The organism is Colwellia sp. MB02u-9, assembly GCF_014077085.1.
Classification (GTDB): domain Bacteria; phylum Pseudomonadota; class Gammaproteobacteria; order Enterobacterales; family Alteromonadaceae; genus Cognaticolwellia.
Genome location: NZ_JACGVF010000070.1, coordinates 204,209 through 229,911 on the forward strand (window position 1 = coordinate 204,209; position 25,703 = coordinate 229,911).

19 protein-coding genes are annotated in these 25,703 nt (G+C 40.9%); 10 read left to right on the top strand and 9 right to left on the bottom strand.

The genetic code is table 11. The features are described from left to right. The first annotated feature begins 72 nt into the window (after nt 1-72). Nucleotides 73-1,428, top strand: coding sequence for a copper chaperone PCu(A)C (locus H4J65_RS04520; RefSeq protein ID WP_182195992.1), 1,356 nt, complete (start codon nt 73-75; stop codon nt 1,426-1,428). Nucleotides 1,429-1,998: 570 nt separating this feature from the next. Here the strand turns inward: H4J65_RS04520 and H4J65_RS04525 are convergent. The 6 genes from H4J65_RS04525 to H4J65_RS04550 form a co-directional block, all read right to left on the bottom strand. Then, complete coding sequence (locus tag H4J65_RS04525; RefSeq protein WP_182195995.1) at nt 1,999-6,261, bottom strand: cobaltochelatase subunit CobN; 4,263 nt, start codon at nt 6,259-6,261, stop codon at nt 1,999-2,001. 13 nt (nt 6,262-6,274) lie between these two features. Continuing rightward, on the bottom strand, nt 6,275-6,580 hold the full coding sequence (locus H4J65_RS04530; RefSeq protein WP_126667454.1) for a DUF2149 domain-containing protein: 306 nt from the start codon (nt 6,578-6,580) through the stop codon (nt 6,275-6,277). After that, nucleotides 6,567-7,175, bottom strand: coding sequence for a MotA/TolQ/ExbB proton channel family protein (locus H4J65_RS04535; RefSeq protein WP_182186119.1), 609 nt, complete (start codon nt 7,173-7,175; stop codon nt 6,567-6,569). The genes H4J65_RS04530 and H4J65_RS04535 overlap by 14 nt, the downstream gene beginning before the upstream one ends. 105 nt (nt 7,176-7,280) lie before the next feature. Further along, complete coding sequence (locus tag H4J65_RS04540) at nt 7,281-8,453, bottom strand: HmuY family protein (RefSeq protein WP_182195998.1); 1,173 nt, start codon at nt 8,451-8,453, stop codon at nt 7,281-7,283. 18 nt (nt 8,454-8,471) lie between these two features. Then, on the bottom strand, nt 8,472-10,430 hold the full coding sequence (locus H4J65_RS04545) for a TonB-dependent siderophore receptor (RefSeq protein WP_182196001.1): 1,959 nt from the start codon (nt 10,428-10,430) through the stop codon (nt 8,472-8,474). Between the two features lie 225 nt (nt 10,431-10,655). Continuing rightward, nucleotides 10,656-10,940, bottom strand: a complete 285-nt coding sequence (locus H4J65_RS04550; RefSeq protein ID WP_182196006.1) for a hypothetical protein — start codon at nt 10,938-10,940, stop codon at nt 10,656-10,658. Nucleotides 10,941-11,295: 355 nt separating this feature from the next. Between H4J65_RS04550 and H4J65_RS04555 the strand changes: the two genes are divergently transcribed. The 3 genes from H4J65_RS04555 (at nt 11,296) to H4J65_RS04565 (ending at nt 15,532) form a co-directional block, all read left to right on the top strand. After that, a complete protein-coding gene (locus H4J65_RS04555; protein WP_182196011.1) occupies nt 11,296-12,879 on the top strand; it encodes an alkaline phosphatase in 1,584 nt (527 codons plus the stop codon). A gap of 24 nt (nt 12,880-12,903) precedes the next feature. Next, the gene (locus H4J65_RS04560; RefSeq protein WP_182196016.1) at nt 12,904-14,727 is read left to right on the top strand and encodes an alkaline phosphatase; all 1,824 of its coding nucleotides are present in this window, start codon (nt 12,904-12,906) and stop codon (nt 14,725-14,727) included. A gap of 97 nt (nt 14,728-14,824) precedes the next feature. Then, nucleotides 14,825-15,532 (top strand): hypothetical protein, encoded by a 708-nt coding sequence (locus H4J65_RS04565; RefSeq protein ID WP_182196019.1) that lies wholly within the window; start codon nt 14,825-14,827, stop codon nt 15,530-15,532. 220 nt (nt 15,533-15,752) lie between these two features. Here the strand turns inward: H4J65_RS04565 and H4J65_RS04570 are convergent, their stop codons facing one another. Together H4J65_RS04570 and H4J65_RS04575 are read right to left on the bottom strand one after the other, a co-directional pair. Further along, nucleotides 15,753-16,718 (bottom strand): NAD(P)-dependent oxidoreductase, encoded by a 966-nt coding sequence (locus tag H4J65_RS04570; protein WP_182196024.1) that lies wholly within the window; start codon nt 16,716-16,718, stop codon nt 15,753-15,755. Nucleotides 16,719-16,785: 67 nt separating this feature from the next. Further along, a complete protein-coding gene (locus H4J65_RS04575; RefSeq protein ID WP_182192172.1) occupies nt 16,786-17,268 on the bottom strand; it encodes a putative 4-hydroxy-4-methyl-2-oxoglutarate aldolase in 483 nt (160 codons plus the stop codon). A 691-nt stretch (nt 17,269-17,959) separates the two neighbouring features. On the opposite strand from H4J65_RS04575, the gene prmA reads away from it, so the two are divergent. The 6 genes from prmA (at nt 17,960) to purD (ending at nt 24,530) form a co-directional block, all read left to right on the top strand. Continuing rightward, nucleotides 17,960-18,841: a 50S ribosomal protein L11 methyltransferase gene (prmA, locus tag H4J65_RS04580; protein WP_182186092.1), complete on the top strand. Its 882-nt coding sequence runs from the start codon at nt 17,960-17,962 to the stop codon at nt 18,839-18,841. Nucleotides 18,842-19,048: 207 nt separating this feature from the next. Further along, nucleotides 19,049-20,026: a tRNA dihydrouridine synthase DusB gene (dusB, locus tag H4J65_RS04585; protein ID WP_182137371.1), complete on the top strand. Its 978-nt coding sequence runs from the start codon at nt 19,049-19,051 to the stop codon at nt 20,024-20,026. A 5-nt stretch (nt 20,027-20,031) separates the two neighbouring features. Beyond that, complete coding sequence (fis, locus tag H4J65_RS04590) at nt 20,032-20,319, top strand: DNA-binding transcriptional regulator Fis (protein ID WP_044832893.1); 288 nt, start codon at nt 20,032-20,034, stop codon at nt 20,317-20,319. Nucleotides 20,320-20,503: 184 nt separating this feature from the next. Continuing rightward, nucleotides 20,504-22,117: a bifunctional phosphoribosylaminoimidazolecarboxamide formyltransferase/IMP cyclohydrolase gene (gene purH / locus H4J65_RS04595; RefSeq protein ID WP_182186090.1), complete on the top strand. Its 1,614-nt coding sequence runs from the start codon at nt 20,504-20,506 to the stop codon at nt 22,115-22,117. Between the two features lie 229 nt (nt 22,118-22,346). Continuing rightward, entirely contained in the window at nt 22,347-23,174 is an 828-nt protein-coding gene (locus H4J65_RS04600; RefSeq protein WP_182137373.1) for a class I SAM-dependent methyltransferase, read from the top strand. Nucleotides 23,175-23,243: 69 nt separating this feature from the next. Then, nucleotides 23,244-24,530, top strand: a complete 1,287-nt coding sequence (gene purD, locus H4J65_RS04605) for a phosphoribosylamine--glycine ligase (protein ID WP_182196028.1) — start codon at nt 23,244-23,246, stop codon at nt 24,528-24,530. Between the two features lie 83 nt (nt 24,531-24,613). Here the strand turns inward: purD and H4J65_RS04610 are convergent, their stop codons facing one another. Further along, nucleotides 24,614-25,357, bottom strand: coding sequence for a hypothetical protein (locus tag H4J65_RS04610; protein ID WP_182196033.1), 744 nt, complete (start codon nt 25,355-25,357; stop codon nt 24,614-24,616). Nucleotides 25,358-25,703 lie beyond the last annotated feature (346 nt).

Sequence of the window (25,703 nt, forward strand, 5' to 3'; positions counted from 1 at the left end):
CCCATGCTTTTTATTTTAGGCTGTGTGTTTTAATTGACAATGCAGGTAGTATAAAACAAGCGAGAGAAAGTTATGTTTAACCCATTACCAATAGCGAGTGCCGCGATATTACTGCTAGTATCCACATTTTCTATATCGGCAGAATCGATATGGGGAGGGGATTACTTCCCAAATACTGAACTCATCACCCATGAAGGGAAAACAGTAAAATTTTTTGATGATTTAATTAAAGATAAGATTGTAGCAATAAACTTTATCTATACCAGTTGCCCTGATGTTTGCCCACTTGAAACCGCCCAACTGACGCGGGTGCAAAAGATAATGGGTGATAGAATTGGCAATGATGTTCATTTTTATTCCATAAGTATCGACCCAGAAAATGATACCCCAGCAGTATTGGCTGAATATCGTGAACGCTTTGGCGCAAAATGGACATTCCTGACCGGTGATAAAGAGGAAATTAAAGAATTACGCCGTAAGTTAGGCTTGTATGTTGAAGGCATAGATACCGGACCCAACAAAAATAATCATAACGTGAGTATGATTATCGGCAATCAAAAAACAGGTAGGTGGATGACCCGTTCACCTTTTGAGAACCCTCATGTTTTGGCTGACCAACTTGGTAACTGGTTAAGTGGATGGGTCTCCAAACAAGAAGGAGATGATTATGACACCGCTCCAGAATTGCGTCCACTCACCCTAGGAGAGCCAATTTTTAGAACCCGTTGTGCGACCTGCCATTCTGTCGATGGGGTTGAGAATGAAGATGATATCGGCCCAGATTTGTTAGGGGTCACAAAGCGTCGTGAACAGCAGTGGTTAATAAAATGGCTACGCAGCCCTGATAAAATGATAGCCAATAAAGATCCTATCGCGCTAGCGTTACTTAAAAAGTACAATAATTTACCTATGCCGAATCTACGCCTTAATCAGCAGGAAGTTATGGAATTGATAACGTACATGGATGAGTTACACGATCCAAATGCAGCCCCACCTACATCTTTAGTGAGTAAGCTTAAAGCCTATCGACAGTCTAAGGTGGTTGCATTACCTGTTAGTGTTGACGTAGTTGCTGTCATGAATGCCTGGGTACGTGAGGCTCATCCTAAAGCAACAACAAACGCTGGTTTTATGACCCTTATCAATGTCAGTGACAAACCTGTGCAATTGATGGTAGCCAGCAGTCCGGATTTTGGACTAGTCGAATTTCACGAAATGAAAATGGAAGACGGTATGATGCAAATGAATGAGTTGGAAGAGCTCAACATCGAACCTGGCGCTCAGCTAAAATTTGAGTCGGGAGGAAAACATCTGATGTTAAAGCATCCTAATAGGTCATTGCAAGACGGTGATCAAACTGAAATTACGCTGGAGTTTGCAAGCGGGGAGACTCAAACACTCTCACTTAAGATCATAAAAGATTATTAAGTTGCCTAGACAAGATCTTATGTAGTCGCTTTGTAGCAAAACAGTTTCAGATTATTAACTGGAAAGCTGAGTTGAACGGTCTATACAAAATTAATGACATTTATTGTTAGCGTAAAATTTTCGAGTAAATTTAACCTTGAAACCTGATCGGTATAGTACTAAATGATTCACTAATATCAATCATAGATAGGAATAAAAAACGGTATCCGTTACGGGTACCGTTTTACGTTTAATAAGAGTGAGAATACTGTCTCCTAATTTGAGTTGTATGTTTGAGCTCTATTTATGGCTGTGCTTACTGTGAAGGCGCTTTTCTTGAGCGCGCCACCAGTACAGTACATTTAGTCGCGAGAAAATAGTCAGCTTAATATTATCCCGATAACTAAGCTTTAGTTTAGTTATTGGAAACTCTACTGTTATCAACATTGTTAACGTTTGTATGTATTTTGAGTATTTAGTCACTATTTATTATTTTGATTGAATGATGTCAATGTTAAGAAAAATATCGCCAGATACAGTATAAAAAAGCCTCAACTGTTGTTGAGGCTACAATATGCAAGTTAAGTTGAATTATTTGTTTTTAGCTATTATAAATAACTGATTTTTATTTGCTTTTCTATTGTTACTTTGCCACGCTGCGCCGCAAGCTATTAATAATAAAATACCCGCTAAGCTATAGTAAGCAAAGTTGTTAGGCTCCATGGTTTGCGTGCTTTGTTTATTAAGTTTTTGACCTTCAACTTGCTGTTCTGGCTTAGTCTCTGGTGCTGTTTTATTTTTTTGCTTGCTCAGTTGTTGGTTGTTCCTGGCTTGCTGTGCTTTGGCGCTCGCCGCCATTGCTTCCATGGTTTTCGTGACCAGTGGCGCTAAACCAAAACCTTCGGAAAGTTCATTCACATGCGCTTTTACCGCGTCATTTAAAATCACTAAGTCATTGTTATTAACCACGGCTATATATTGCTCGACTAATTGCTTTAAACGCTCAGGGTCTGCTTGCCAATAGTCTTTGCGTTCTGCTTCCAACATTCTTTCCATCATACGTGCAAAGGCATCGGGATTGATCTCTTTAAACCATTCATCAAGTTGTAAGGTCAATTTATCATTAATATAAATGTCCATGTATTCGTCCCATTGATCGTTTCTGATCAGGCTAGGATCAACCACTTGCCAGCCAAAAAAGTTATCCATTTTCGACGCTAATGACACAGCACCAGAATAACCTTCTTTTTGTAGCTCTTTTATCCAACGTGGATGAAACATGCGAGTACGCAGTTCTTTGGCAAGAAATAAACTGGCATCTTCAGCTTTAGCGTTTTTAGCGTCACGTAAGTTAGCCACTACCATGTCGGGGCTTTTGCCGTCGATATTACGCACGGCTAAGCTGAGTGAACCAAAGTATTCAAACGGGTCATCAGTACTTAGCATGCCGAAAAGGTTCGATGAACGGGCAAATAGTGCAATGTCGGTACCTGAAAGTTGCTTAGCATAAAGTTGTACTTCTTCACCTTGAGTATTCGCCGCTTTTTGTCCCCAGCGGCTATTATCTGCACCGAAGAAGTAGCCCATTTTACCTAAATAGTTATCTGATATTTTTTTATCCGTTTCCCATGTATCACTGGCCCATGCGGCATCATCAACACCGGTACCATAATCACCTGATTGATTTGAGAAAATTCGAATAGTTGATAAATACTCGGCTTCTTTTTCATCAACACCTTCGGCCAGTAAGTCAGCTTTTACTTTTTGACTATTTTGCCAAATAGAGTTGTTGTCTTCTTTTAAGGCTGCGACTTGATTGACCGCTTTTGCCAACATTTTTATAACATTAGGAAAAGCATCGCGGTATAAACCTGTGGCTGATACCACAACGTCAATACGTGGGCGTTTTAATTCACTGTAGGGAATTATTTCAGTGCCAATAACACGGCCGCTTGTACTCCATTTTGGCTTAACACCCATGGCATAAAGTACTTGAGATTCAAGTACGCCGTAGTGACGCATAGTTTCAATTGACCATAATGAGAAGGCCATTTTGTCCGGATAACGTTTATGTTTTTGATAGTAATTAGCGACCATTTGCTCTGTCAGCTCTTTACCTTGTTCAAAGGCGGCTTTTGTTGGCACGCGTGAAGGGTTAAAGCCAAATAAGTTATAGCCGGTGGCTAAAGATTCTGGGTGACGAATAGGATCTCCGCCAGACTTAACTGGAATATATTTAGCACTCAGAAAATCGACCATGGCATCTAGCTCATGAATACTGGCCATGCTTTGATACAGCTTTTTACCTCGTGCAATATCCGCTTGCAGTTCAGTTGTTAGCTCAGTAACTGGCACCGGGCGTTCGGCTGATTGATCTGCGGCAGCGGTGATGTAGTTTTTAACGGTTAAATAACCTGATAAACGAGTAATGTCGTTTTCTGTGGATGTATCATGTTTTTTATCACGACTCTTTCCATTGATCTTCTCATGACTCTTCTCATGGTATGTATGACTATGATTATCACGGTCATCTTCATTATTTTCGCCCGTTAAGTTGTTGGTATAGTGCTCATGTTCAAACTCACTGGCTCGTGCAGTAAAATCGTTGCCAAGCATTTGCACTAAGGTTGATATCGTTAAGGCTTGTTCTGGAATATAACCAAAAGTATGTAACCCCAAAGGTTGATTCGCTGTTGCCAAAGCTTCTAAGTGAATGTGTAAGGCGTCAATAAATTCATCAAATGCTTGATCAATTTGCGCTTGCTCCCAGGCTAAGTCTTTACAAATATTGGTATCAAAGCATAACTGCGTCAGCTGGACGGCCGTTTTTTGTTTTACGCCACCTTGGTCGAGCTGTTTATATTGGTGCATTAATTCATGCAAATGTCGAATGTCGCCTTCTAGTCCGGCAGCAGCAAATGGCGGCGTCATGTGTGAGATAACGGTAGCGCGGCCACGGCGTTTGGTTTGCATAGCTTCGCCAACATCATCAACAATAAATGGGTAGACCACAGGCGTATCCCAAACCGCTAAATTACCTTGGTCATATATAGATAAGCCACGTTCTTTACCGCCTAAATATTCTTGTGAGCCGTGCGTACCTAAATGAACAATAGCGTCTGACTGCCAATACTCGCGGGCATAATAATAAGCCGCAAGATAGAAATGATTGATAGGCACTAAGCCTTGGTGATAAATCATGTTTTCATCATTTTTGCTATCAGAGCGCGGTGGTTGGCGCATGATCAACATATTACCGTTGCGAATACGTGGCAGGATAAAAAAGTGTTTACCGTCTTTTTCTACCGACATAAAGTTGTCTTGAGGCTTGCCCCAATGGTCAGTTATTTTTTGCGTTAATTCAGTGGGCAGGGCATTAAACCAGGTTAAATAGTCATCAATTGGCATCAACTCGGCTAAGTCATTATCTAACAATTCGGTTAATTGGTAATCACGGTAGAAGGGATCGAGTATTTTCTTGGCATTGGCAACAAAGTATTCTGCATCACGTTCTGCGGTTTTATAGCCTTCATTGGCTAAGCGTTGGCTAATGGCTTCAATACTTTCAGGAATATTCATAAAGGAAGCACCAACATCTTTGTCGCCCCAAACAAATAGGGTGAGTTTTTTATCTTTATTGGCTTTATATTTTAAATTAACGACGTTAATCGCTTTGTTAACTAGGTGCTTTAGTTGGTAGTCGATAACTTCAACTTTTTGATCTGTCATGTTCATTGCAGCCACGATCATAGGATCAATCACGCCAGCGTTTTCTGGTAACACTAAAGTGAATGACATCATATTGGCGCTGACCCCTTGCATGTCATTTTCCCATGTTTCTTTATCACCAGAATAGTAAGTCATGGCCTGCATGACGGGCACATTGAATTTTTCAAACTCGACTTTACGTTGGTTAGCCCAATGAATGTTACGAAAGTTAATGATCAGATCAACATCGGTTTGTTGGCCAACAACTTGACCATCTTTAGTGATTGGCAGTTGTAGTAAATGGCTATAGTCATTGGTCACAGGACTAAGTTTGAAAAAGAACGGCACAACATAGGCGCCTCTGGCTTCTAGTTGGGCAATGGTGGCGTCAATTAACTGGGTTTGCTCAGATTCTATTAATGCCCGCTGTAACAGCACTGCTATTTTCGGTTGTTGGGGTTTTACCGGTCGGCGTTTTTTATATTCGGCTAAATCTTTGATCATTAAGTCTGGCAATGCCGGGTGATAAATTCCCTGTTGTGGAAAAATAATCGGTGCGGGTACTTTGCTGACGGTGGGTACTGTTGAAATTTCTGCCGTTGTGCTTTCTTGCTTGGCTTTAATAACATTTTCTGCAATATATGACAGCATGTTATCGAGATTACGACGTCCTGCATTCTGCCAATAATTTTCTAAGGTACTGGCGCTATTGGCGCTGAAGCCTTTATTTAGCTTGGTGTTTTGTAAGTATTTAAAGGCAACAACCCTAGCACTAACTTGCGAGATGGCCTTGGCGTAATTGTCAAAAGTGGCGCTGGCCTCTCGTCCAGATACTGCGTCAAGAATGACTAAGTCGTATTGATTAAAAAGCGCAACGAGTGTGCCAGTTTGGTGAGTAGCGTCTAGTAATGACTTTGCTGATTTTTGTTGTATATGCCAAGTCGAATTAACTTTTTCTTTTGCGATTTTCTTTAACAAGGTGATTTTGGCCGTATTGGCATGTGCCGTACTGATAAATAGCACACTATGTGCTTTGGCTGTTGGTGCTTGATTGTTTTTAGCGTTCGGTGCTTCAGCAAAAACATTACTGATAAAAGTAATGTAGGAAAACAATAAGATAGAAATTTTAATTAAAGAATTTTTCATATGATAAATATCGCTACTCTTTTACGTAAATCATGCTGCCGTCGGCCATTTCATAGGCCGTGCCTGCTTTTTTACCTGTGCCTGCACCCGTTTTTCCATCACTTTTAAAACTTTCGATGGTATTGCCTTTTTTAACGATAATTTCCATATTATCTTTACCGGCATTTTTAATAACGGTGACATCTTCGGCGAGAAAGGGGTTCAATGGATTTTGTGCAATGGCAATTAATAATGCTGCCACTAATACTAAAAACACATCAACTAAGTTTACGACCGATAATGCTGGGTTAATGCCTTCATCTTCATCAAGCAACCTCATAATCTTTCTCCACAGCGTGCACGGGTAAAGCGAGTTCTTGGCGCACATCATCATATGGCTTAGGGTTAATTAACGGCATTAAGGCAACGAGTTCTTCAACCATCCAACGCTTTTTCACTGACGCGATCCAAAAGGTAATTGAGGCGATAATTAGGCCAAAAATTACTGCGGAAAATGCGACAATCAAATTTTCGCTGATGCCTTGTATATTGCCATCGGCTAAGCTTTTTAAGGCTGGACCCATTGGGATCATGGTGGCGATTAAACCTAACATAGGTGCTAATCGACTGACGTTACGTACCCCTTCAAGTTCTTTTAATGCCGCGACATCAAGCTGGTCTTGGCTGATGTTGGGTATTTCATTTGCCAAACTTGCCATTGGGTAGCCGTTTAATGTTAATTCAGGTTTATGGCCTAATTGGCTGTTAAGTAATTCTATAAACGACTTATAGTGGCGACGACGCTGCAGGGTTTGACTAAAAAATTGTCCACTAGCAAATAGCGCGTAAATAAAGAGTAATGCAATAAGACATAGCACAGGTGCCATAAAAAAATCGGACAGCTGATACATGGTTTGTTCGATCAGGGCGATCATAGTATTTCCTAACAGGTAGTTAATTTAAGTGATAAACAGTGAAGGTGAGTCAGGGACTCAAGGCGCGCGAGAGGGTTGCGCCTTGAGTATGAGGTTTACTCGGGTTTACTCATTAGCGGCTTCGCCAGCAAGTTCGGTTACTTCATCAGCTCTGAAACTGTAATTACCCGATGTAGCTTCTTCATCGTAGTAGCTGGTTATTTGTAGCTTATGCGTTGTTGTTGGTGTTTTAATTAAGTAAATGTCGAATTGTGACCACAATAAATGCCCACCATTAAGTGCGTATTGGTACCAATTATGAGCAAAAGATTTGAACGCGTTTATTGAATAGCTACTGCTTTGAAAACCTAAAAATTCGGCTGCAGCAGGATCAATAGCCTCATAGCTGTTATCGAAGTCTTGTAATGCTTGTGCATCATCAGCAAGGTTTATTTCGAAACTTGCGCTCGTTTTATCTTCTGCACAAGGCAGGCTGATATCCCAAGCATCAGCTTCAGTTACTTCTTGATTACTATCAAAATCAACATACACATCAATTACGTCACCAGAACAGGTCAATGCGGCGTCGATTACCAGCGCTTGTTCTGTGGCAAAAGCAACGTCACTGCTACCTTGGTAAGCAGTTTGTAAGGTAATTTCACCTATACCTTGACCAACAGTGGCAATGCTTGTTGCTCTAAACTTAGTATAGGCAGCGTCTGAGTTAGTGATAAAGTATTTGGTATCTGCGGCACTAACCACATGTGTGGTCGAGTCATAGTCGTAGAAGCCTTCAATAATATTTGAGGTAATATCACCGACAAACAATGTTTCATCTGTTGGAATATCGCTAGTTTTTATCGCTAAATATGCAGCTAACTCAGTTTCAGCATTTGCGGCAATAAAGCTCGAAGCGATAGGAGCGCCATCGGTATCAAAAAAGTCACTGTTATTGCCCATTGCATAGGCGGTAATGGCATTTTCGCTGTTTTGATTAAGATAAATACCGGTACGTTTAAAGGCGATATCCCACACAGTGTCTGCCGCTGCGGCTTCTGCTGTTGCTAATTCAACAACAGCTTGAGAGTCTAAATCGTAGTAAACAAATACTGGTTCGCTAGTACTGCCAGTGCTATGTGGGCCACTAATATCAGCTTGTGTCGGCGCTGCCGGCGTAGGTGTTGGTTCAGGTGTGGTTTCCTTACTTGAACTATCGCTGCCACCACAAGCGGTTAATAATACACACAGTGCTATGCTGGTTAGTTTCAATGTACTGTTTAAACTTTTGTCAAATATCATGTTATTTCCCTATGTTCCCTAAAATTGGTAGCTAATGCCGGCACTAATAGTGCGGCTACTAACAGGTCTTGCATCAAATAAATTTTGACTGCTTGCAGTCGGCTTTTTGTGTTCATCAAAGATATTGTCAACACTTATTCGCCATGACAGGTTGTTTGTTATGGCTTGATTAAATACCGTGTTAAACGTGGTGTATTCGTTATTTTCGACGCCTTGGTAGCTATCAGGTACTGCTTCACCCGCTTGATAAACTGCGTAGGCGATAACTTCGATATCGTATGCGTCAATATCGTAATTAATGTTGAATTTAATTTGATGGCGCGGGCGGGAGAATAGGCGCTGGTTATTTTCATCTTCACTGGTTAAGTAGCTGTAATTTAATTGAGTTTTCCATTGGCTAAAGGTCAATTGCGTACTGATATTGAAACCGTGAATTGTCGCTTCACTGATGTTTTGATATTGATATATAGATAGGCCAGTTTTTTGTGATTTCTCCACATCAATGACTGAATCAATAAGATTGTCAGTTTTTGAAAAATGCACACTAATATCGCTACGCAAGTCGACTACATTATCAGCTAAGGTGCTATTAAAGGTTAAGCTTGAGTTAAGTGAATCAGCTGTTTCAGGTTCAAGCGCTTTATTACCCAAAACCATATAGCCTAAAGCGCTGTGGTCAAAAATATAAAAACGTTCTTTTAAGTTTGGTACGCGATAACTTTGGCCTATGCCTGCGCGCCACTGCAACTTACCTTTACCTAAGGAAAAATTCTTCATGCTGCTAAGTCGAAGCGCGTCATGCCAACCAAAGTCTGAATCATGTTGGCTGCGCATACCAGCAAGGAGCTGATAGTCTGGTTTCACCCAGTTGCCTTGCACAAATACTTCAACGCTTCCTCGGCTTTCATTGTCAACTTCAATAACGTTTACAGCGGGTTTATCTTGATCAAGTTGGTCAGCATGAATGGCTGCACCTGTAACTAGCTCAATGTTGCCTAGTTGAAAGACCTTTTGGCCATTAATTTCTGATAAGGTAATAGTCGTGTCACGTAAGCTGTTTGATTGGCCACTGGTTTCTTGATGGTTAATGTATCTGGCATTAATTTGCCAAGGCGTTTTGGGATGTTTAGTACTTTTTAATCCCAGATCTATTTGCTGTTGATCAACATTCGTTTGGTAAAAAATAACCTCGCTTTGCCCAGGAATTATCGAACTATCACGAAGTTTTTCATCACTTAACCATTGATATTTAATGCTAGTAGCAAGATTTTTATGGGCTTTATTTGCGCGCAATGTAATGAATTTTTTATCAACACTAGCAGCGTCTTGACTAACGGTATTACTGTCGTAATCATAGCCTTGGTCATCAATAATTAAGGCATTTAATTGCGTACGCCAGCCAACGAAATTTTCAACTGCATTTACTTTTATGGTGTGATTAAGGTCACCATCTTCAATGTTGTTACCTTGGTATTGACTAACATCGTAATCAAGCTGTAGTGAAGGCTGATCAGATTTATGGGTAATAATATTTATAACACCACCCATGGCAGCACTGCCGTACATAACCGAGGCAGCACCACGAATAATCTCAATTTGGGCGATATTACTAGCAGGGATTTGGTCTAAATCTGCGGATGAACCCGTAGGGCTAACAATTGGCTGACCATCAATTAGCACTAGAACATGGTCGCCGTCAAAACCTTGCATTTGAATGTTGTAGCCGTCTTTTACGCTACGTTTTATTACGATACCAGGAATATAGTTAAGTGCTTGCGCTAAGGTCCCTTGGCTGATTTTTGCAATAGTTTCACCGTCAATAACATCAACTAAAACTGGTGAGTTACTCAGTAGTTTGGCTGTACGGGTTCCCGTGACAACAATATGTTCTGTTTGATTTTTGTCTGGCGTTGTTTGCGCTATGGTGTCCATAGGTAAGGCCAAAATCAGCGCTGATATGCTAGCTTTAATATACATGTTAAATTAATACCAATAAGAATCTAAATACGAATGATTATCGATTACGATCGTAATGGTAAGGTGAATAAATAGCAAGTAGATTTATTTATTTTTAAGTATTAATTTTAATACTGGCTATTTATCTGGTTAGTTGTAGATAAAAACCTAGTAATAACATCAAGATAGTTGGTGCTTATTAGCACCAACTATCTTTTATGCGGCACTTTAACTATTCGATTAAGATTAATTTTTTAAGAAAACGTCTAATTGTTCGACGTAATGAGCGGGCAATATATGACCACTATCAAAATCAATACGTTGCTTCTGCTGACCTGCAATTAAACTCAATAGTAAATTATTTTCGACTGGATTTGCGTATTCATCATCACTGGCTGTGATGAATAGTGTCGAGGTATTGGCCATTATTGGCAGAAGATTTTTAGGGGCTACAACAGCTACTTTGTCATTTATAAAAGGTGGTGCGATAGCAATGACCTTATCGACACGTAGATCAATACTGGCAAGCAATATTCATCTCAATCAAGAAATAATACGACGCACCGCGCAGTAACCCCGATAATTCATCTTCATCCCACACTCGTAGTCGTGGTATTTACGCTGCTAATCGCGATTGCATTGGTAGTATAAATGACAGCTAAATCTTATATATACAAGTTGACCTGGTTCATCCCGACGCTTGCTAGTTTATCGAGCAATATAAGCCAGCAACAAACCGGCTGTCACACTTTCGTTATAAAACCTTCATCGTTCGGTCATTTTTCTTTTACCTTACTGTCATTTTTACTGCTTAGCATGTTAGTGGTGTTAATGCATCGGCATTAACAAACTCACTTTAACTAAAAATAACACCAAAGGAAGCATTATGAACTCGACATGGGTTTCACTTTCAGCTTTGTCATCTTTTTTACTCTCTAGCGTCGCTGTTGCTGGGGTTTTACCAAACGTACAAAAAGACAGTCAGTGGTTTGTTGATGGTCAGCAATCAGTGATAGCTAAAACCAAACTAATAACACGTAATAAAGCCAAAAATGTCATTCTATTTGTCGGTGACGGTATGGGCTTGTCAACCTTAACCGCTGCGCGAATTTTAGCCGGGCAAAACGAAGGAAGAACGGGCGAGGAAGGCTACTTAAGTTTTGAAAAGTTTCCTTATTCTGCACAAGTTAAAACCTATAATGTTGACGCACAAACGCCAGATTCTGCTGGCACAATGACCGCTATGATGTCAGGTGTGAAAACAGATGTTGGTGTGATTGGTGTTGATGAAGATATTGAACGTGGTGATTGTGCTTCACTCAGCGGTAACGAATTAGTCACGTCATTAGAAGCGGCTGAAATTAAAGGCTTGTCAACCGGCATTATTTCAACGGCACGTATTACCCATGCGACACCCGCGGCAACCTTTGCAAAATCAGCGGATCGAAATTGGGAAGATATTTCTGATATGCCAGCAGCAGCGGTAGCGGCTGGTTGTGTCGATATTGCAACCCAACTTATTGATTTTGAGAAAAATCTAGAACAGCGTTTTCCAGGGGTAGATGTTAATGGGATTGAAGTGGCATTTGGCGGCGGTCGTCGACACTTTCTACCAAAAGATGCCAGCTTTAACAGTGCAGATGCCAGTAGTGCTGTTGAAGGCGATCGCACCGATGGTGTTGATTTAACCGCTAAATGGCAAGCACAATATCAAACCGGTCAGTATATTATCGATCAAGCAGGCTTCGATGCCATTGACGCGAGTAGCACTGAGCGGGTGTTGGGACTATTTAATGAGTCGCATATGCAATACGAAGGCGATCGCAGTAATGATATTGCGGGTGAACCTTCGTTAACTGAACTTACCAGTAAAGCCATTGATATTCTTGATAATAACGACAAAGGCTTTTTTCTTGTTGTGGAGTCAGGGCGAATTGATCATGGTCATCATGCGGGCTCTGCTTATAATGCCTTAACCGATACCATCGAGTTCTCTAACGCAGTACAAGCCGCTATCAATAATACCAATCCTGAAGAAACATTAATCTTAGTTACAGCCGATCATAGCCATGTATTTACCATTGCCGGTTACCCAAAACGTGGCAATCCAATATTAGGTAAGGTGGTTAATGTTGGCGCAACTGAACCTGCTCTAGCAAGTGACGGCCTGCCGTATACCACAGTAGGTTATACCAATGGTAAAGGCTTTAGAAACTTGGTTAATGAAACCAATGCAGACGTAACCTATAACGATGATGCACTTGCCGGTCGTCAAGATCTAACCACAGTAGACACCACCACCACAGGATTTCATCAAGAGGCTACCGTGCCACTGAGCTCTGAAACCCATGCAGGTGAAGATATTAGTTTACACGCATCAGGACCTGGAGCGCATTTGGCACAAGGCGTTATCGAACAAAGTGTTGTGTTTCATATCATCAATCAATCGCTTGGCTTAATTGCTAACTAACTGGCTAATCGAAAGGAATTAATCATGAAAACAGTAAAAAATTTATCATTAGCCGTATTGACTGTATTAGCAGGTTGCGGCGGAGATGACGGTTCAAATGGTAGCAATGGTATTGACGGCGAAAGTGCTTTCAATAGTCTGGTTAGCCAAACCTTATTAAAGGTTGGCCATGCACAATGCCTTAATGGTGGGGTAAAAATTGATTCAGGTGTTGATGATGATAGCTCTGGCGTATTGGATACTAATGAAGTCGATGCAACAGAATTTGTTTGTTCACCCACACTAACGCAAACACAAGGTTCGTCATTGGCCGCCACCACTCATAATTTATGGTATGAGCAAGGCCAAAGTGTTTTAGCGCAAGCCGCACTCAATTCTCAGTCATTGGTTAATACTAAAGGCAAAGCGAAAAATATTATTTTGTTTGTTGGTGATGGTATGGGTATTTCTACTGTGACAGCAACACGCATTTTAGCAGGCCAACAGTTAGGTAAATTGGGTGAAGAACATCAATTAAGTTTTGATAAGTTCCCTTTTTCTGGTTTTGCTAAAACCTATAATGTTGATGCACAAACGCCAGATTCTGCGGGCACCATGACCGCGATGATGTCAGGGGTGAAAACCGATGCAGGTGTTATTGGTGTAAACGAAGCCATTAGTCGCGGCGACTGTGCTTCAGTCTCCGGAAATGAGCTAGTAACCGCATTAGAATTAGCAGAAATTGCCGGCAAATCAACAGGTATTATTTCTACTGCACGTATTACGCATGCTACGCCAGCGGCAACTTATGCTAAATCGGCAGAGAGAAACTGGGAAGATAACTCTGATATGCCAGCTGCTGCTGTGGCCGCGGGCTGTGTTGATATTGCCTCACAATTGATTAGTTTTGAAAATGATATGCAAAGCCGATTTTCTGGTGCAAAAGTTAACGGCATAGAAGTAGTGCTAGGCGGGGGCAGACGACACTTCTTACCAAAAGATGCGGCCTTTAATAGTACCGATGCAGCCAGTGCTGTAGAAGGTGATAGAACCGATGGCCGAGATTTAACCGCAGAATGGCAAGCACAGTATCCAGCGGGCAGTTTCGTTACCGACCAAGCGGGCTTTGATGCGGTTGATGCTAATACCACGCCGCGGCTGTTTGGTTTATTTAATGAATCGCACATGCAGTATGAAGTAGATCGCGTTAATGACATTGCCGGTGAGCCGTCTTTACGCGAGATGACTAATAAAGCGATTGATATACTTGATAATAACGAGCAAGGGTTTTTCTTAATGGTGGAAGCCGGCAGGATTGATCATGGTCATCATGCGGGTAGTGCACATGGCGCTTTAACAGATGCAATTGCTTTTGCTGATGCAGTGCAGGCTGCGGTTGAGGCGACCAATCCAGAAGAAACCTTAATTATTGTTACCGCGGATCATAGTCATGTCTTTACGATGGCAGGCTATCCCAAACGCGGCAACCCTATTTTAGGTAAAGTGGTGAGTGTGGGTAGCACAGAACCAAGCCTAGCAAGTGACGGTATGCCATACACAACATTAGGTTATACCAATGGCAAAGGCTTTAGAGATTTAGGTGCAGAAACTAATGCCGATGCGAGTTATAGCGCTGACGCCGTCACTGGCCGTCAAGATCTTAGTATGGTGGATACCCAGTCTACGGGGTTTCATCAAGAAGCCTTAGTGCCCACAAGTTCGGAAACCCATGCGGGTGAAGATGTGGGTATTTACGCCCAGGGTCCTGGTGCGCATTTAATTACCGGTACCAATGAGCAAAGTGTGATTTTCCACGTGATGGATTATGCCGCAGACCTTGTTGTAAAAGCTGAGCAAGCGCTAAATTAACTCGTGCTTTAGCAAATGCTGTAGCAGGGAAGTTGTCAGATTAAACATGGCAACTTCCTTTTATTTATTGACCTATTTACCCTGAGTTGGTTTTATTATGAAAATTATTTCAGCATTATTATGCCTTTTGTCTTTGAGCAGTAGCGCCAGTGAGTGCCATATTTCACCTAATGTGATCAGTGCTTATTATCAACTAAGTACTCAAGCGGCTAATAGCGAGCGGATGACAAAGCCAGTTCAGCAATTGTTTGAACTACACCGCAATAATAATACCGTGCTGCAACGAAATGTCAGCGCAGGTATTAACGATATTTGGTTGTTGAACGGTAATCGATTATCGCTAAACCGAGCATTTGAAAAGTATCAACACACCATAGAATATCAACCTAATGAATTGAGACATCAACCGCAGTGGCAAGATGCTTTTCAGTTGGTTATGACACCCGAACTGAGTCAGATGCAGCTGGTAGAGCAGAACAAAGCGGGTTGTTTACTTGAGCAACACTTTGTATTGAAAGATAAACACAGAGAATATCAGTTAACTTGGTTACCAAAATTACAGTTAGTAAAGTTTTTTCAAGTAAACGATGTCGAGTTAACGCGACAATGGCAATTGACAAAATTTCAACCTAATGCGGAAAAAACAGTATCACTACTTAAGCAATACGCCAGTTATCAAAGCACAGATTATGCTGATATCGGCGATAATGAAGGTATCCCGTTTTTGGCCACCATGATTAACCAAGGTTTTTCAATGCCGGTGCATAATCGCCCAGCTTTGGTCGACAAGCCGCATCAACATTAAGGCACCTGAGCTGCAGAACAGCCAAATAATTGCGTTAGCGGCAAGGGTGTTGGTTTTTTTATTAGCGATTTAAAACCGTGAGCTCTTTGTTAGAGCCCATGGCTAGTGGTATTACTTTATTTTGGTGTGATGTCGTTGTGGGAGTAACTTTACTTCAGTATTCGAATAGTCATTATCTTAGGCGTTAGGCGTTAGGCGTTACTCAACTCAACTCAAGGCATTAGTTGCCACTATATATATGCTTGGTGATAATAGCGCTTTCTGCCAAGGTTTTATTCTCAGGCAAATCGACAGCGCCACTGAGTAAGTAAATCACTTTCTCACCTTGCTCGGCTAGATCTAATGCGTGTTGGACATTAATCAAAATGCTTGAGGCGATTGCTTGAGGAAACTTGCTGGCGTCACGTCGAATATATTCTATCAGGTCGATATTAACCGCTTGGTCGTAAAAAACCGCATCGGCAAATTGCATTTCTCGATGGGCATTAAGGGTTAAGTGGTCGGGATTACCGTCACGGGTATGGATAAAAACAATTTCACCACTGGGTGGCGGCGCTTGTGTTTGTAAGCTGGCAATTAACTGTTGTTCAGCTGAAGTAGTTTTACCATCTAAAATAGCTTGTCCGATACTGCCGCGTAAAGTGCGCTCCCAAAAAGTGCGACGCTCGCGTAAGCTTTTCACGCGCGCTTTTACGTGGTCTCTAAACTTAAAAGAAAAGTCAGCTAATTTTCCATAGCCATTAGGTAATGTTTTTTCAATTTGCTCGCGTAACATCCGCAGTAAAATAGGTGCGCTTCCAGAACTCGACATGGAAATTATGATGGGACTTCGGTCAATAATAGCCGGAGTTATATAGGTGCACAGTTCAGGTTGGTCAACGACATTGGTCAGTAGTTTTAACTGAGTGCTTTCTGCGGCCACCGCGCTATTAACTTCAACACTGTCGGTGGCAGCAATGACAATATTACTCTTGCTCAGGTGGCCGGGTTGATAATTATGCTTGAGCCAATTTAATTGGTGCAAATTCACCAAACGCTCAACACTGCTATTCAGGGTTTCAGACATAATAGAAATGTTAGTTGTCGATTTTAATAACAGCTCTATTTTACGTGCTGCTACCTCGCCGCCACCTATAATCATAGCGTTAATATGTTTGGCATCTAGATATATAGGAAAGTACTTCATTATTTTACTCTGTTTTTTGGCTTTATTTACCCGCTTAGCGATACTGTGCTGACTAAGCGGGTAATCATTAAAAGGGGATTAATACTTTGCTAATGGCTAAGCCATTAGCGTCACCATAAATATATTGACCAGGATTAAAGCTTAAGTCGGCAAAGTGAATAACCTGGTTAATTTCACCTTTACCCAATTTCTCGGTTTTTATTGGGCAGCAGCCAAGGGCTTTTACCGCAATGGGTAAGGTTGCAATAGTACCCGCGTCACGTATACAGCCATTAATAACAATGGCTTGCCAGCCATTTTTTACGGCTAGCTCAGCTAGCATGTCACCGAGTAAGGCGTTAGTCATACTCGCTTTGCCATCAACCACCATCACTTTGTTGGTACCGTCGGTGGCTACCAACTCTTTGACTTTGGAATTGTCATTATGACAGCTAACAGTCACTATTTCGCCAGAGAAGATAGTGTGACCACCATAGTCGTTAAAAATCGGCTGAGCTAAAGAAAGCTGTTCGCTGTGATCATCAAATAAATCGGGTAGTAGATCTAACATTTTTATCCCTAAGGTATGCACGCTAGTATATTGAGTATAAATGAAGTTTTACTTTATCAGAACAGGCAATGTATATCTGCGCAGCGTAAGTAATATTGAGTATAAAGCTAAGTTATTTACCTTGCTGGTAAAGCGCTATTCATTTTTTTCATTGGCTTAAAGTCATTGGGTTAAGTCATTTGGTAATCTGCATCAGCCTTGATATTACCTAAGGCCTTTGTTCATACGAACATAATAGCGTTTTAGATTTTTTAATCTTACGGCACTATATAAGTCGGTAGCATAAGTCATTGGCAAAGATAGCTACTTGAGGTTGCGTTCCAGTGAGTTGGGAACAAGGCCCAGGAGAGAATTTTATCTTGGCTATTTGGTGCGCGGCTATTCGTGTGACTTAAATTATGTCGAGTATCATATCGCTAGCCTGACTTTTTCTATTAAGCAGTTGTTATACACTAGCCTCTTTACCGACAATGTTGAGTGGTTAAGAGCAAGCTAATACAGCTGTAAACCTCAAACGTCATGATATTATTTTTAGCATTTCGATAACGTTTATTTTGCTATTACTCTAGCAATGACGAAAGGCTATCAATCGCCAGATTATCTGTAGTTATTGCTTGAGTATATGGCTAAAGTAGCTATTTTGTCGCGGTAGAGGGTGATAAACTAGCAAAAAATTTTAATGAGAAAAAACATGCCTTGGATCCAGCTTAGATTAAGTGCCAATGAAGAGACAGCTGAAAAATATAGCGATTGGTTGAGTGCTTGTGGCGCACAAGCGGTGACCTTTATTGACGCTAAAGATACACCTATATATGAGCCGCTTCCGGGTGATGAAGTTATTTACTGGAATAATACTGTGGTAATGGGCTTATATGATGCCAGTCATGATATGGACAAGGTGTTGAATTATTTAAAAGGTATCCATCCAGACAAAGCTAAAATGGTTTATAAGCTTGAACAGTTGGAAGACAAAGATTGGGAACGTGAATGGATGGACAATTTCCATCCGATGAAATTTGGCCAACGTTTATGGATTTGTCCAAGCTGGCGTGATGTTCCTGACCCTAGTGCGGTGAACGTTATGCTTGACCCCGGTCTAGCATTTGGTACGGGCACCCACCCAACAACCGCTTTATGTTTAACTTGGCTGGACGGTTTAGACTTAGTCGGCAAAACCGTGGTTGATTTTGGTTGTGGCTCAGGTATTTTGTCATTAGCCGCGCTTAAATTAGGCGCAAAAAAAGTGATTGGTATTGATATCGATCCACAAGCGTTACAAGCGAGTTTAGAAAACGCGAAACGCAATCACTGTGAAGACCGTTTGGCATTATTTTTACCGAAAGACCAACCTGAATTTAAAGCTGATGTGGTGGTGGCAAATATCTTAGCCGGACCATTACGTGAACTTGCTCCAGTTATTATTAACTATCTAGCGAGCAATGGTGTGCTTGCTTTGTCTGGTGTTTTAGAAGAGCAAGCCGAACAATTACAAACTCAGTATGCTGAATTTTGTCAGATGGACGCTATTGCTGTTCAAGACGAATGGGTACGTTTATCTGGTGTTCGTTATTAGTTTATTATTAGTTGGCGATTAATGGCCTAAAAATGAGCAGCTTTTGTTATCAAATCGTACAGAAACTGCTCGCATCAACACTTTAGAAAATGTCAACACGAAAAACGTGAAAAAAAGCGCGTTTTGTTCAATTTATATCCTTTTCAATCCCAAAAAAAACACGTAAACTTAGCGCCCTTTTGACTAGTAGCTCAAAAAAACAGCAGCGTGAAGATAGGTCCATACACTTTAGCAAGCAATACTATGCTTGCACCCATGGCGGGTATTACCGATCAACCATTTAGACAACTATGTTGTCAGATGGGGGCAGGCTTAGCGGTATCTGAAATGATGTCATCTAATCCAAAAGTGTGGAATACCGGTAAATCTCAGCGTCGAATGTTGCATAGCGAAGAAGCAGGTATTCGTTCCGTACAAATCGCGGGCTCGGATCCTGAAGAATTAGCTTTTGCAGCTAAGCATAATGCTGATAATGGCGCACAAATTATTGATATCAATATGGGCTGCCCAGCAAAAAAGGTAAATAAAAAATTAGCAGGTTCAGCGTTACTGAAAGAGCCCGCATTAGTCGAGCAAATTATTAAAGCTGTGGTTAATGCGGTGGATATTCCAGTCACGTTAAAAATTCGAACCGGCTGGTGTGAAAACACTCGCAATGGTATTGAAATAGCCAATATTGCTGAGCATAACGGCATACAATCACTTGCGGTGCATGGCCGTACTCGTAATGACTTTTATAAAGGCAATGCAGAGTACGACACCATTAAAGCAATCAAGCAAGCGGTGAGTATTCCAGTTGTTGCTAATGGCGATATTACTTGTGCCGAAAAAGCGGAGCAAGTGCTGAATTACACTGGGGCTGATGCCATTATGGTTGGTCGTGGTGCCCAAGGGAGACCTTGGATTTTTCAAGAAATTAATTATTTCTTGAAAACGGGTAGGCATTTGCCTGCTCCTTCAACGGATGAAGTACGCACAATTTTGATTGGGCATGTAATGGAATTACACAAATTTTACGGTGAATTTATGGGTTTACGTTTTGCCCGTAAACATGTTTCTTGGTACATGCAAACGCATGAACAAGGAAAATCGTTTCGTTCTATTTTTAATGCACTCGAGTCAGTTACTGAACAACTTGACGCATTAACTATGTATTTTGATAATTTAACTTTAGAAAGAGTCTGAACTTTATGTTTGAACAAAATATTTCCTCTCCATTTATTACCGGTGATCTACAAACTCAGACAAAGGCCTCGCCTTTACGCACACAAGCAAAAGTAGCCATTAAAAACTACTTGTCTCAGTTAAACGGTAATGACGTTGATGATATGTACGACCTTGTACTTTCAGAAATTGAAGCGCCAATGCTTGAAGAAGTCATGCAATATACGCGCGGTAACCAAACCCGCGCCGCTAACTTATTAGGCATCAACCGTGGTACTTTACGTAAAAAGTTAAAAAAATACGGCATGAACTAAGAAGTACGACAGGCTAGCCTGTCAATTAAAAGCACCCTCGGGTGCTTTTTTGTTTTTAGAGAGATAAAAGTTATCCAAGTAGTCAGCTTTTATGCCATTTAAGAACTACCGCATATCAATAATGTAAAACAGATATGTGTCATAGGCCAGACAATCATTTTAATTTATAGGTAATTAGAAAACCATGGATACACCACGCCCAATCAAACGTGCACTATTAAGTGTTTCAGATAAAACCGGTATTGTTGAATTTGCTCGCTCGTTATCACAAAAAGGTGTCGACCTTTTATCAACAGGCGGCACCGCTAAGTTATTGGCCGAAAATGGCATTAAAGTCACTGAAGTATCTGATTACACCGGGCATCCAGAAATTATGGATGGTCGAGTTAAAACCTTACACCCGAAAGTACATGGCGGTATTTTAGCGCGTCGTGGTATCGACGAAACTGTTATGGTTGAAAACGACATCAGTGCGATAGATTTGGTGGTGGTAAATCTTTACCCATTTGCCAATGCCGTTGCTGATGAAAATTGTTCATTAGAAAATGCCATAGAAAACATCGATATTGGTGGCCCAACTATGGTGCGCGCAGCCGCTAAAAATCATAAAGACGTCACCATAGTAGTCAATGCCCATGATTACGACCGTGTGTTAGCAGAAATGGCGACAAACAATAATTCTTTGGTTTATCAAACACGTTTTGATTTGGCTATTGCTGCCTATGAGCACACGGCAGCTTACGACGGTATGATTGCTAACTACTTTGGTAAAATGTTACCTGCGTATGGCGCAACTGAATCAGCAGCATCTGTTGACTCATCAGTAGGTGAAAAAGTTAAATTTCCACGTACTTTTAACAGCCAGTTTATTAAAACTCAAGATTTACGTTATGGTGAAAACTCGCATCAAGAAGCAGCTTTTTACAAAGAAGCGAATCCTGAAGCAGCGTCAGTTTCTACGGCAACTCAATTGCAAGGCAAAGCCTTATCTTATAACAACATTGCTGATACGGATGCGGCATTAGAATGTGTTAAAGAATTTGATGAACCCGCTTGCGTTATTGTTAAGCATGCAAACCCATGTGGTGTTGCTATTGGCGATAATATTTTAGCGGCTTATGAAGGCGCTTATAAGACGGATCCAACGTCTGCGTTTGGTGGCATCATAGCGTTTAACCGTGAGTTAGATGCAGATACTGCGCAAGCAATCGTGTCTCGTCAATTTGTTGAAGTTATTATCGCACCTAGCGTGTCAGATGCAGCTGCAAAAATTGTTGCCACTAAAGCTAACCTGCGTTTATTAGTCTGTGGTCAATGGACAAGTAAAACTACTGGTTTTGATTTTAAACGCGTTAACGGTGGTTTATTAGTTCAAGACACGGATCAAGGTAGCGTAACAAGTGACGACTTAACGGTAGTGACTAAACGCCAACCCACGGACGAAGAGATGCGTGATTTACAATTTTGTTGGAAAGTAGCAAAATTTGTTAAGTCGAACGCAATTGTTTACGTTAAAAATAGTGCAACTATCGGGGTTGGTGCAGGCCAAATGAGCCGAGTTTACTCAGCAAAAGTAGCGGGTATTAAAGCGGCAGATGAAAACCTTGAAGTTAAAGGCTCTGTTATGGCATCAGATGCATTCTTCCCATTTCGTGATGGTTTGGACGCTGCTGCTGAAGCAGGCATTACTGCGGTAATTCAGCCGGGTGGCTCTATGCGTGATAATGAAGTTATTGCTGCTGCAGATGAGCATAATATCGCCATGGTATTCACTGGTATGCGTCACTTTCGTCATTAAGTCAAAATGGTAAAATAAAAATGCTCAGATAGAGTTAATTATTCTGAGCATTTTTATTGCAGAAATCATGCTAAGTAGTGTCTGGGTAATAAAATTAATCATTAGACACACTCAATTAAGTTCAAATGCTGTTTTTTGTCGATAAGATATGAGTAACAGCACTGATCATCTGAACGAAATCTGCTATAACTAGCCTGTATAAAAATTCACTAGTTAATGGAAGATAACAATGCATACAACAGCTCAAACTCTCAAAAAAGTTTTTACCGCGTCAATCGTGTCTGCAACTTTATTATGTTCTGGTTTTGTTAACGCTCATCAGGATGCTCATCAGCAAAGTCAGCTTGAAAAAGCTATCGCTGGCGAACATCGTTCAGCAAAAAATAAAGCGCGTGATGAATATCGTCATCCGTTACAAACTTTAGCATTTTTTGGTTTTGATCCGTCAATGACTGTGGTTGAAATTACCCCCGGCGGTGGTTGGTATACTGAAATTTTAGCCCCAGCAGTAAAAGGTAAAGGTAAACTTTACGGTGCTCATTATCCCGATACTGGCGAAGATAACTATTATAGTAATTCACGTAAAAAGCTAGTTGAAAAATTAGCCAGTGACGACGTATTTAGCGAAGTAGAGTTAACTAACTTTATTCCGCGTCAAGCAAGTGAACTTGCACCGGCAGGTACAGCCGATTTGGTACTGACTTTTCGTAATCTACATAACTGGCGCGATGAAGGTGTAGAGCAAGCTTTTAAAGACGCTTACAAAGCATTGAAAAAAGGTGGCGTGTTAGGTGTGGTAGAACATCGTCTACCTGAAGGCGTTGACGCTGAAAAAGCAAAGGGTTATGTATCGCAAAGCAAAACTATTGCACAAGCCAAAGCGGCAGGGTTTACTTTAGTAGCAAGCAGTGAAATCAACGCTAATGCTAAAGATATGGCCATCTATCCAAAAGGTGTATGGACCTTACCGCCAGTATTACGTTTAGGCGAACAAGATAAAGCAAAATATATAGCGATTGGCGAAAGCGATCGTATGACATTAAAATTTGTAAAATAACATAATTGAGCTGCTATAACTTGATATCTGCAGGTTATAGCAATTTTAAAATATTAGGAATGTAAGTAAATGAATGTTTTGGTCATTGGTAATGGCGGTCGTGAGCACGCATTAGCGTGGAAAGCTGCACAATCATCTTCAGTAACAAAAGTATTTGTTGCACCGGGTAATGCAGGAACGGCTACAGAAGCCAAGTTGGAAAATATTGCCATATCAGCTGGCGACATTCCAGCCTTAGTCGACTTTGCCAAAAGCAACGAGATCGTGCTAACTATTGTTGGGCCTGAACAGCCTTTAGTAGATGGCATTGTTGATGCTTTTCAAGCAGAAGGTTTAATGATTTTCGGACCCAGTGCAAAAGCGGCACAACTTGAAGGTTCAAAATCATTTACTAAAGACTTTTTAGCAAGAAATAATATTCCAACCGGTAGTTATCAAACCTTCACTGAAATCGAGCCTGCACTTGCGTATGTTCGTGCACAAGGTGCGCCAATTGTTGTTAAAGCTGATGGCCTTGCCGCTGGCAAAGGCGTTATTGTTGCGATGACATTAAAAGAAGCTGAAGACGGTATTAAAGATATGCTTGCCGGCAATGCTTTTGGTGATGCGGGTCATCGTGTGGTGATTGAAGAATTCTTAGCAGGTGAAGAAGCTAGCTTTATTGTGATGGTTGACGGCAAAAATGTTTTAGCCTTTGCTACCAGCCAAGATCATAAGCGTGCTTATAATGGTGATAAAGGACCAAATACTGGTGGTATGGGCGCTTATTCTCCAGCACCTGTTGTGACACCAGAGATCCATCAACGCGCTATGAATGAAGTTATCATGCCAACCGTTGAGGGCATGGCGAGAGAAGGTGCACCTTATACCGGCTTTTTATACGCGGGCTTGATGATTGATACTGATGGTACCCCAAAAGTTATTGAATACAATTGTCGTTTTGGTGACCCTGAAACCCAGCCAATCATGATGCGATTAAAATCTGATCTGGTTGAGTTGTGTATCATGGCTTGTCGTGGTGAGTTAGACCAAGCAACAATCGATTTTGATCTTCGCCCTGCAGTAGGCGTGGTAATGGCGGCAGCTAATTATCCTGCTAGTTATCCCAAAGGCGATGTTATTTCTGGTCTAGAGACAAATACTGTCACTGATCGAAAAATATTCCATGCAGGTACAGCTGAAAAAGATGGTGCAATAGTTACCGCAGGCGGTCGTGTCTTGTGTGCAACAGCATTAGGTAATAATGTCACTCAAGCGCAGCAATCAGCCTATGAATTATTAAAACAAATTTCTTGGCAAGGTGTTGAGTATCGTACTGATATCGCTTATCGAGCGATCGAGCGTGAACAAAGTTAGCTTAGCGCAATCACAACCGTATAATATAATCGTATAAAAAAGCCCAGTAATTACTGGGCTTTTTTTATATAACAATTAACGGCTTAGTTATTAAGTTTTGCTAAGGTTTCTTGTTTTGCACCACCGGCTATTGCAGCAGCAATTGCTGAATCTCTATCAAATCCTAAATCAATAGCGGCTTTAACAATAGCATTATTATGATTATCAGTGCTTTGATTAACCGCGGTGGCAATTACTCGGTCAGCTTCACCAGGAAATAAAGCTAATATATCTTTAACTATATTACTTGCCTGTTCCGGTATAGCTGTAATAGCGGCTGTTAAAATATTCAATATCTGACTAGGGTAATTTGATGCGGTGTTGTTAACTATGTTACTAACGTCGTAAGGTTCAGTCCTGATGGCAACTCGGACAATATTTTCTATTTCACTTGGATTAAATTTAACCGCAGTATTAACTATTTCTTGAGCATAAGCGGGTTCTGCAGTAATAGCTATTTCAACCAGCTCAGTACTAGGGGCAACTTTAGCTTTAATCGAATTTTGTATAACATCGCAGGCCAAAACAGGCTGCGCAGATAAAGCACCCAACATAATTTCACGATATTTTTCTGGATATCGGGCAAAAGCCACGGCCATAACAACATCTACTTTCTCTGGATAGCGTGAAAGTATGGCATGGACACTACTTTGAATTGATCTCTGTTTCTTTACTTGTTGGTTTAATATCTTAGCAATCAAACGTTCATGTTTATATTCGGCAACATCCTTCGCCACAACTGTACTACTAATGCCAGCAAGCATTAACAAGATGATAAGTTTTTTCATTTGTTATGCTCTCTGTACAAACACCGTGGTGAACCCCACTTTATCTGTAGTTTGTTATTATTATTATGCGCAAATACAATATAGAGCATAAAATACATTATATCTCCTGTTTATTTGTACATAAAAATATGGGTTTTGGAAAAACTGCTAGCCAAATCTTGCTAACTACGTAGTGATTAGTCCGTAAAATAGCCGAATAGTTCAATTAAAAAGCAAACAAACATTTAATCGCAATTTAATGACAATTAGGTGTTGACGTGAAGCCAGAAATCTCTAGAATGCGCTCCAGTTCCAAGGGGTAACCCAAACGAACGGTTTTAATGAGTTATCTAACTCGGTCTAGGCT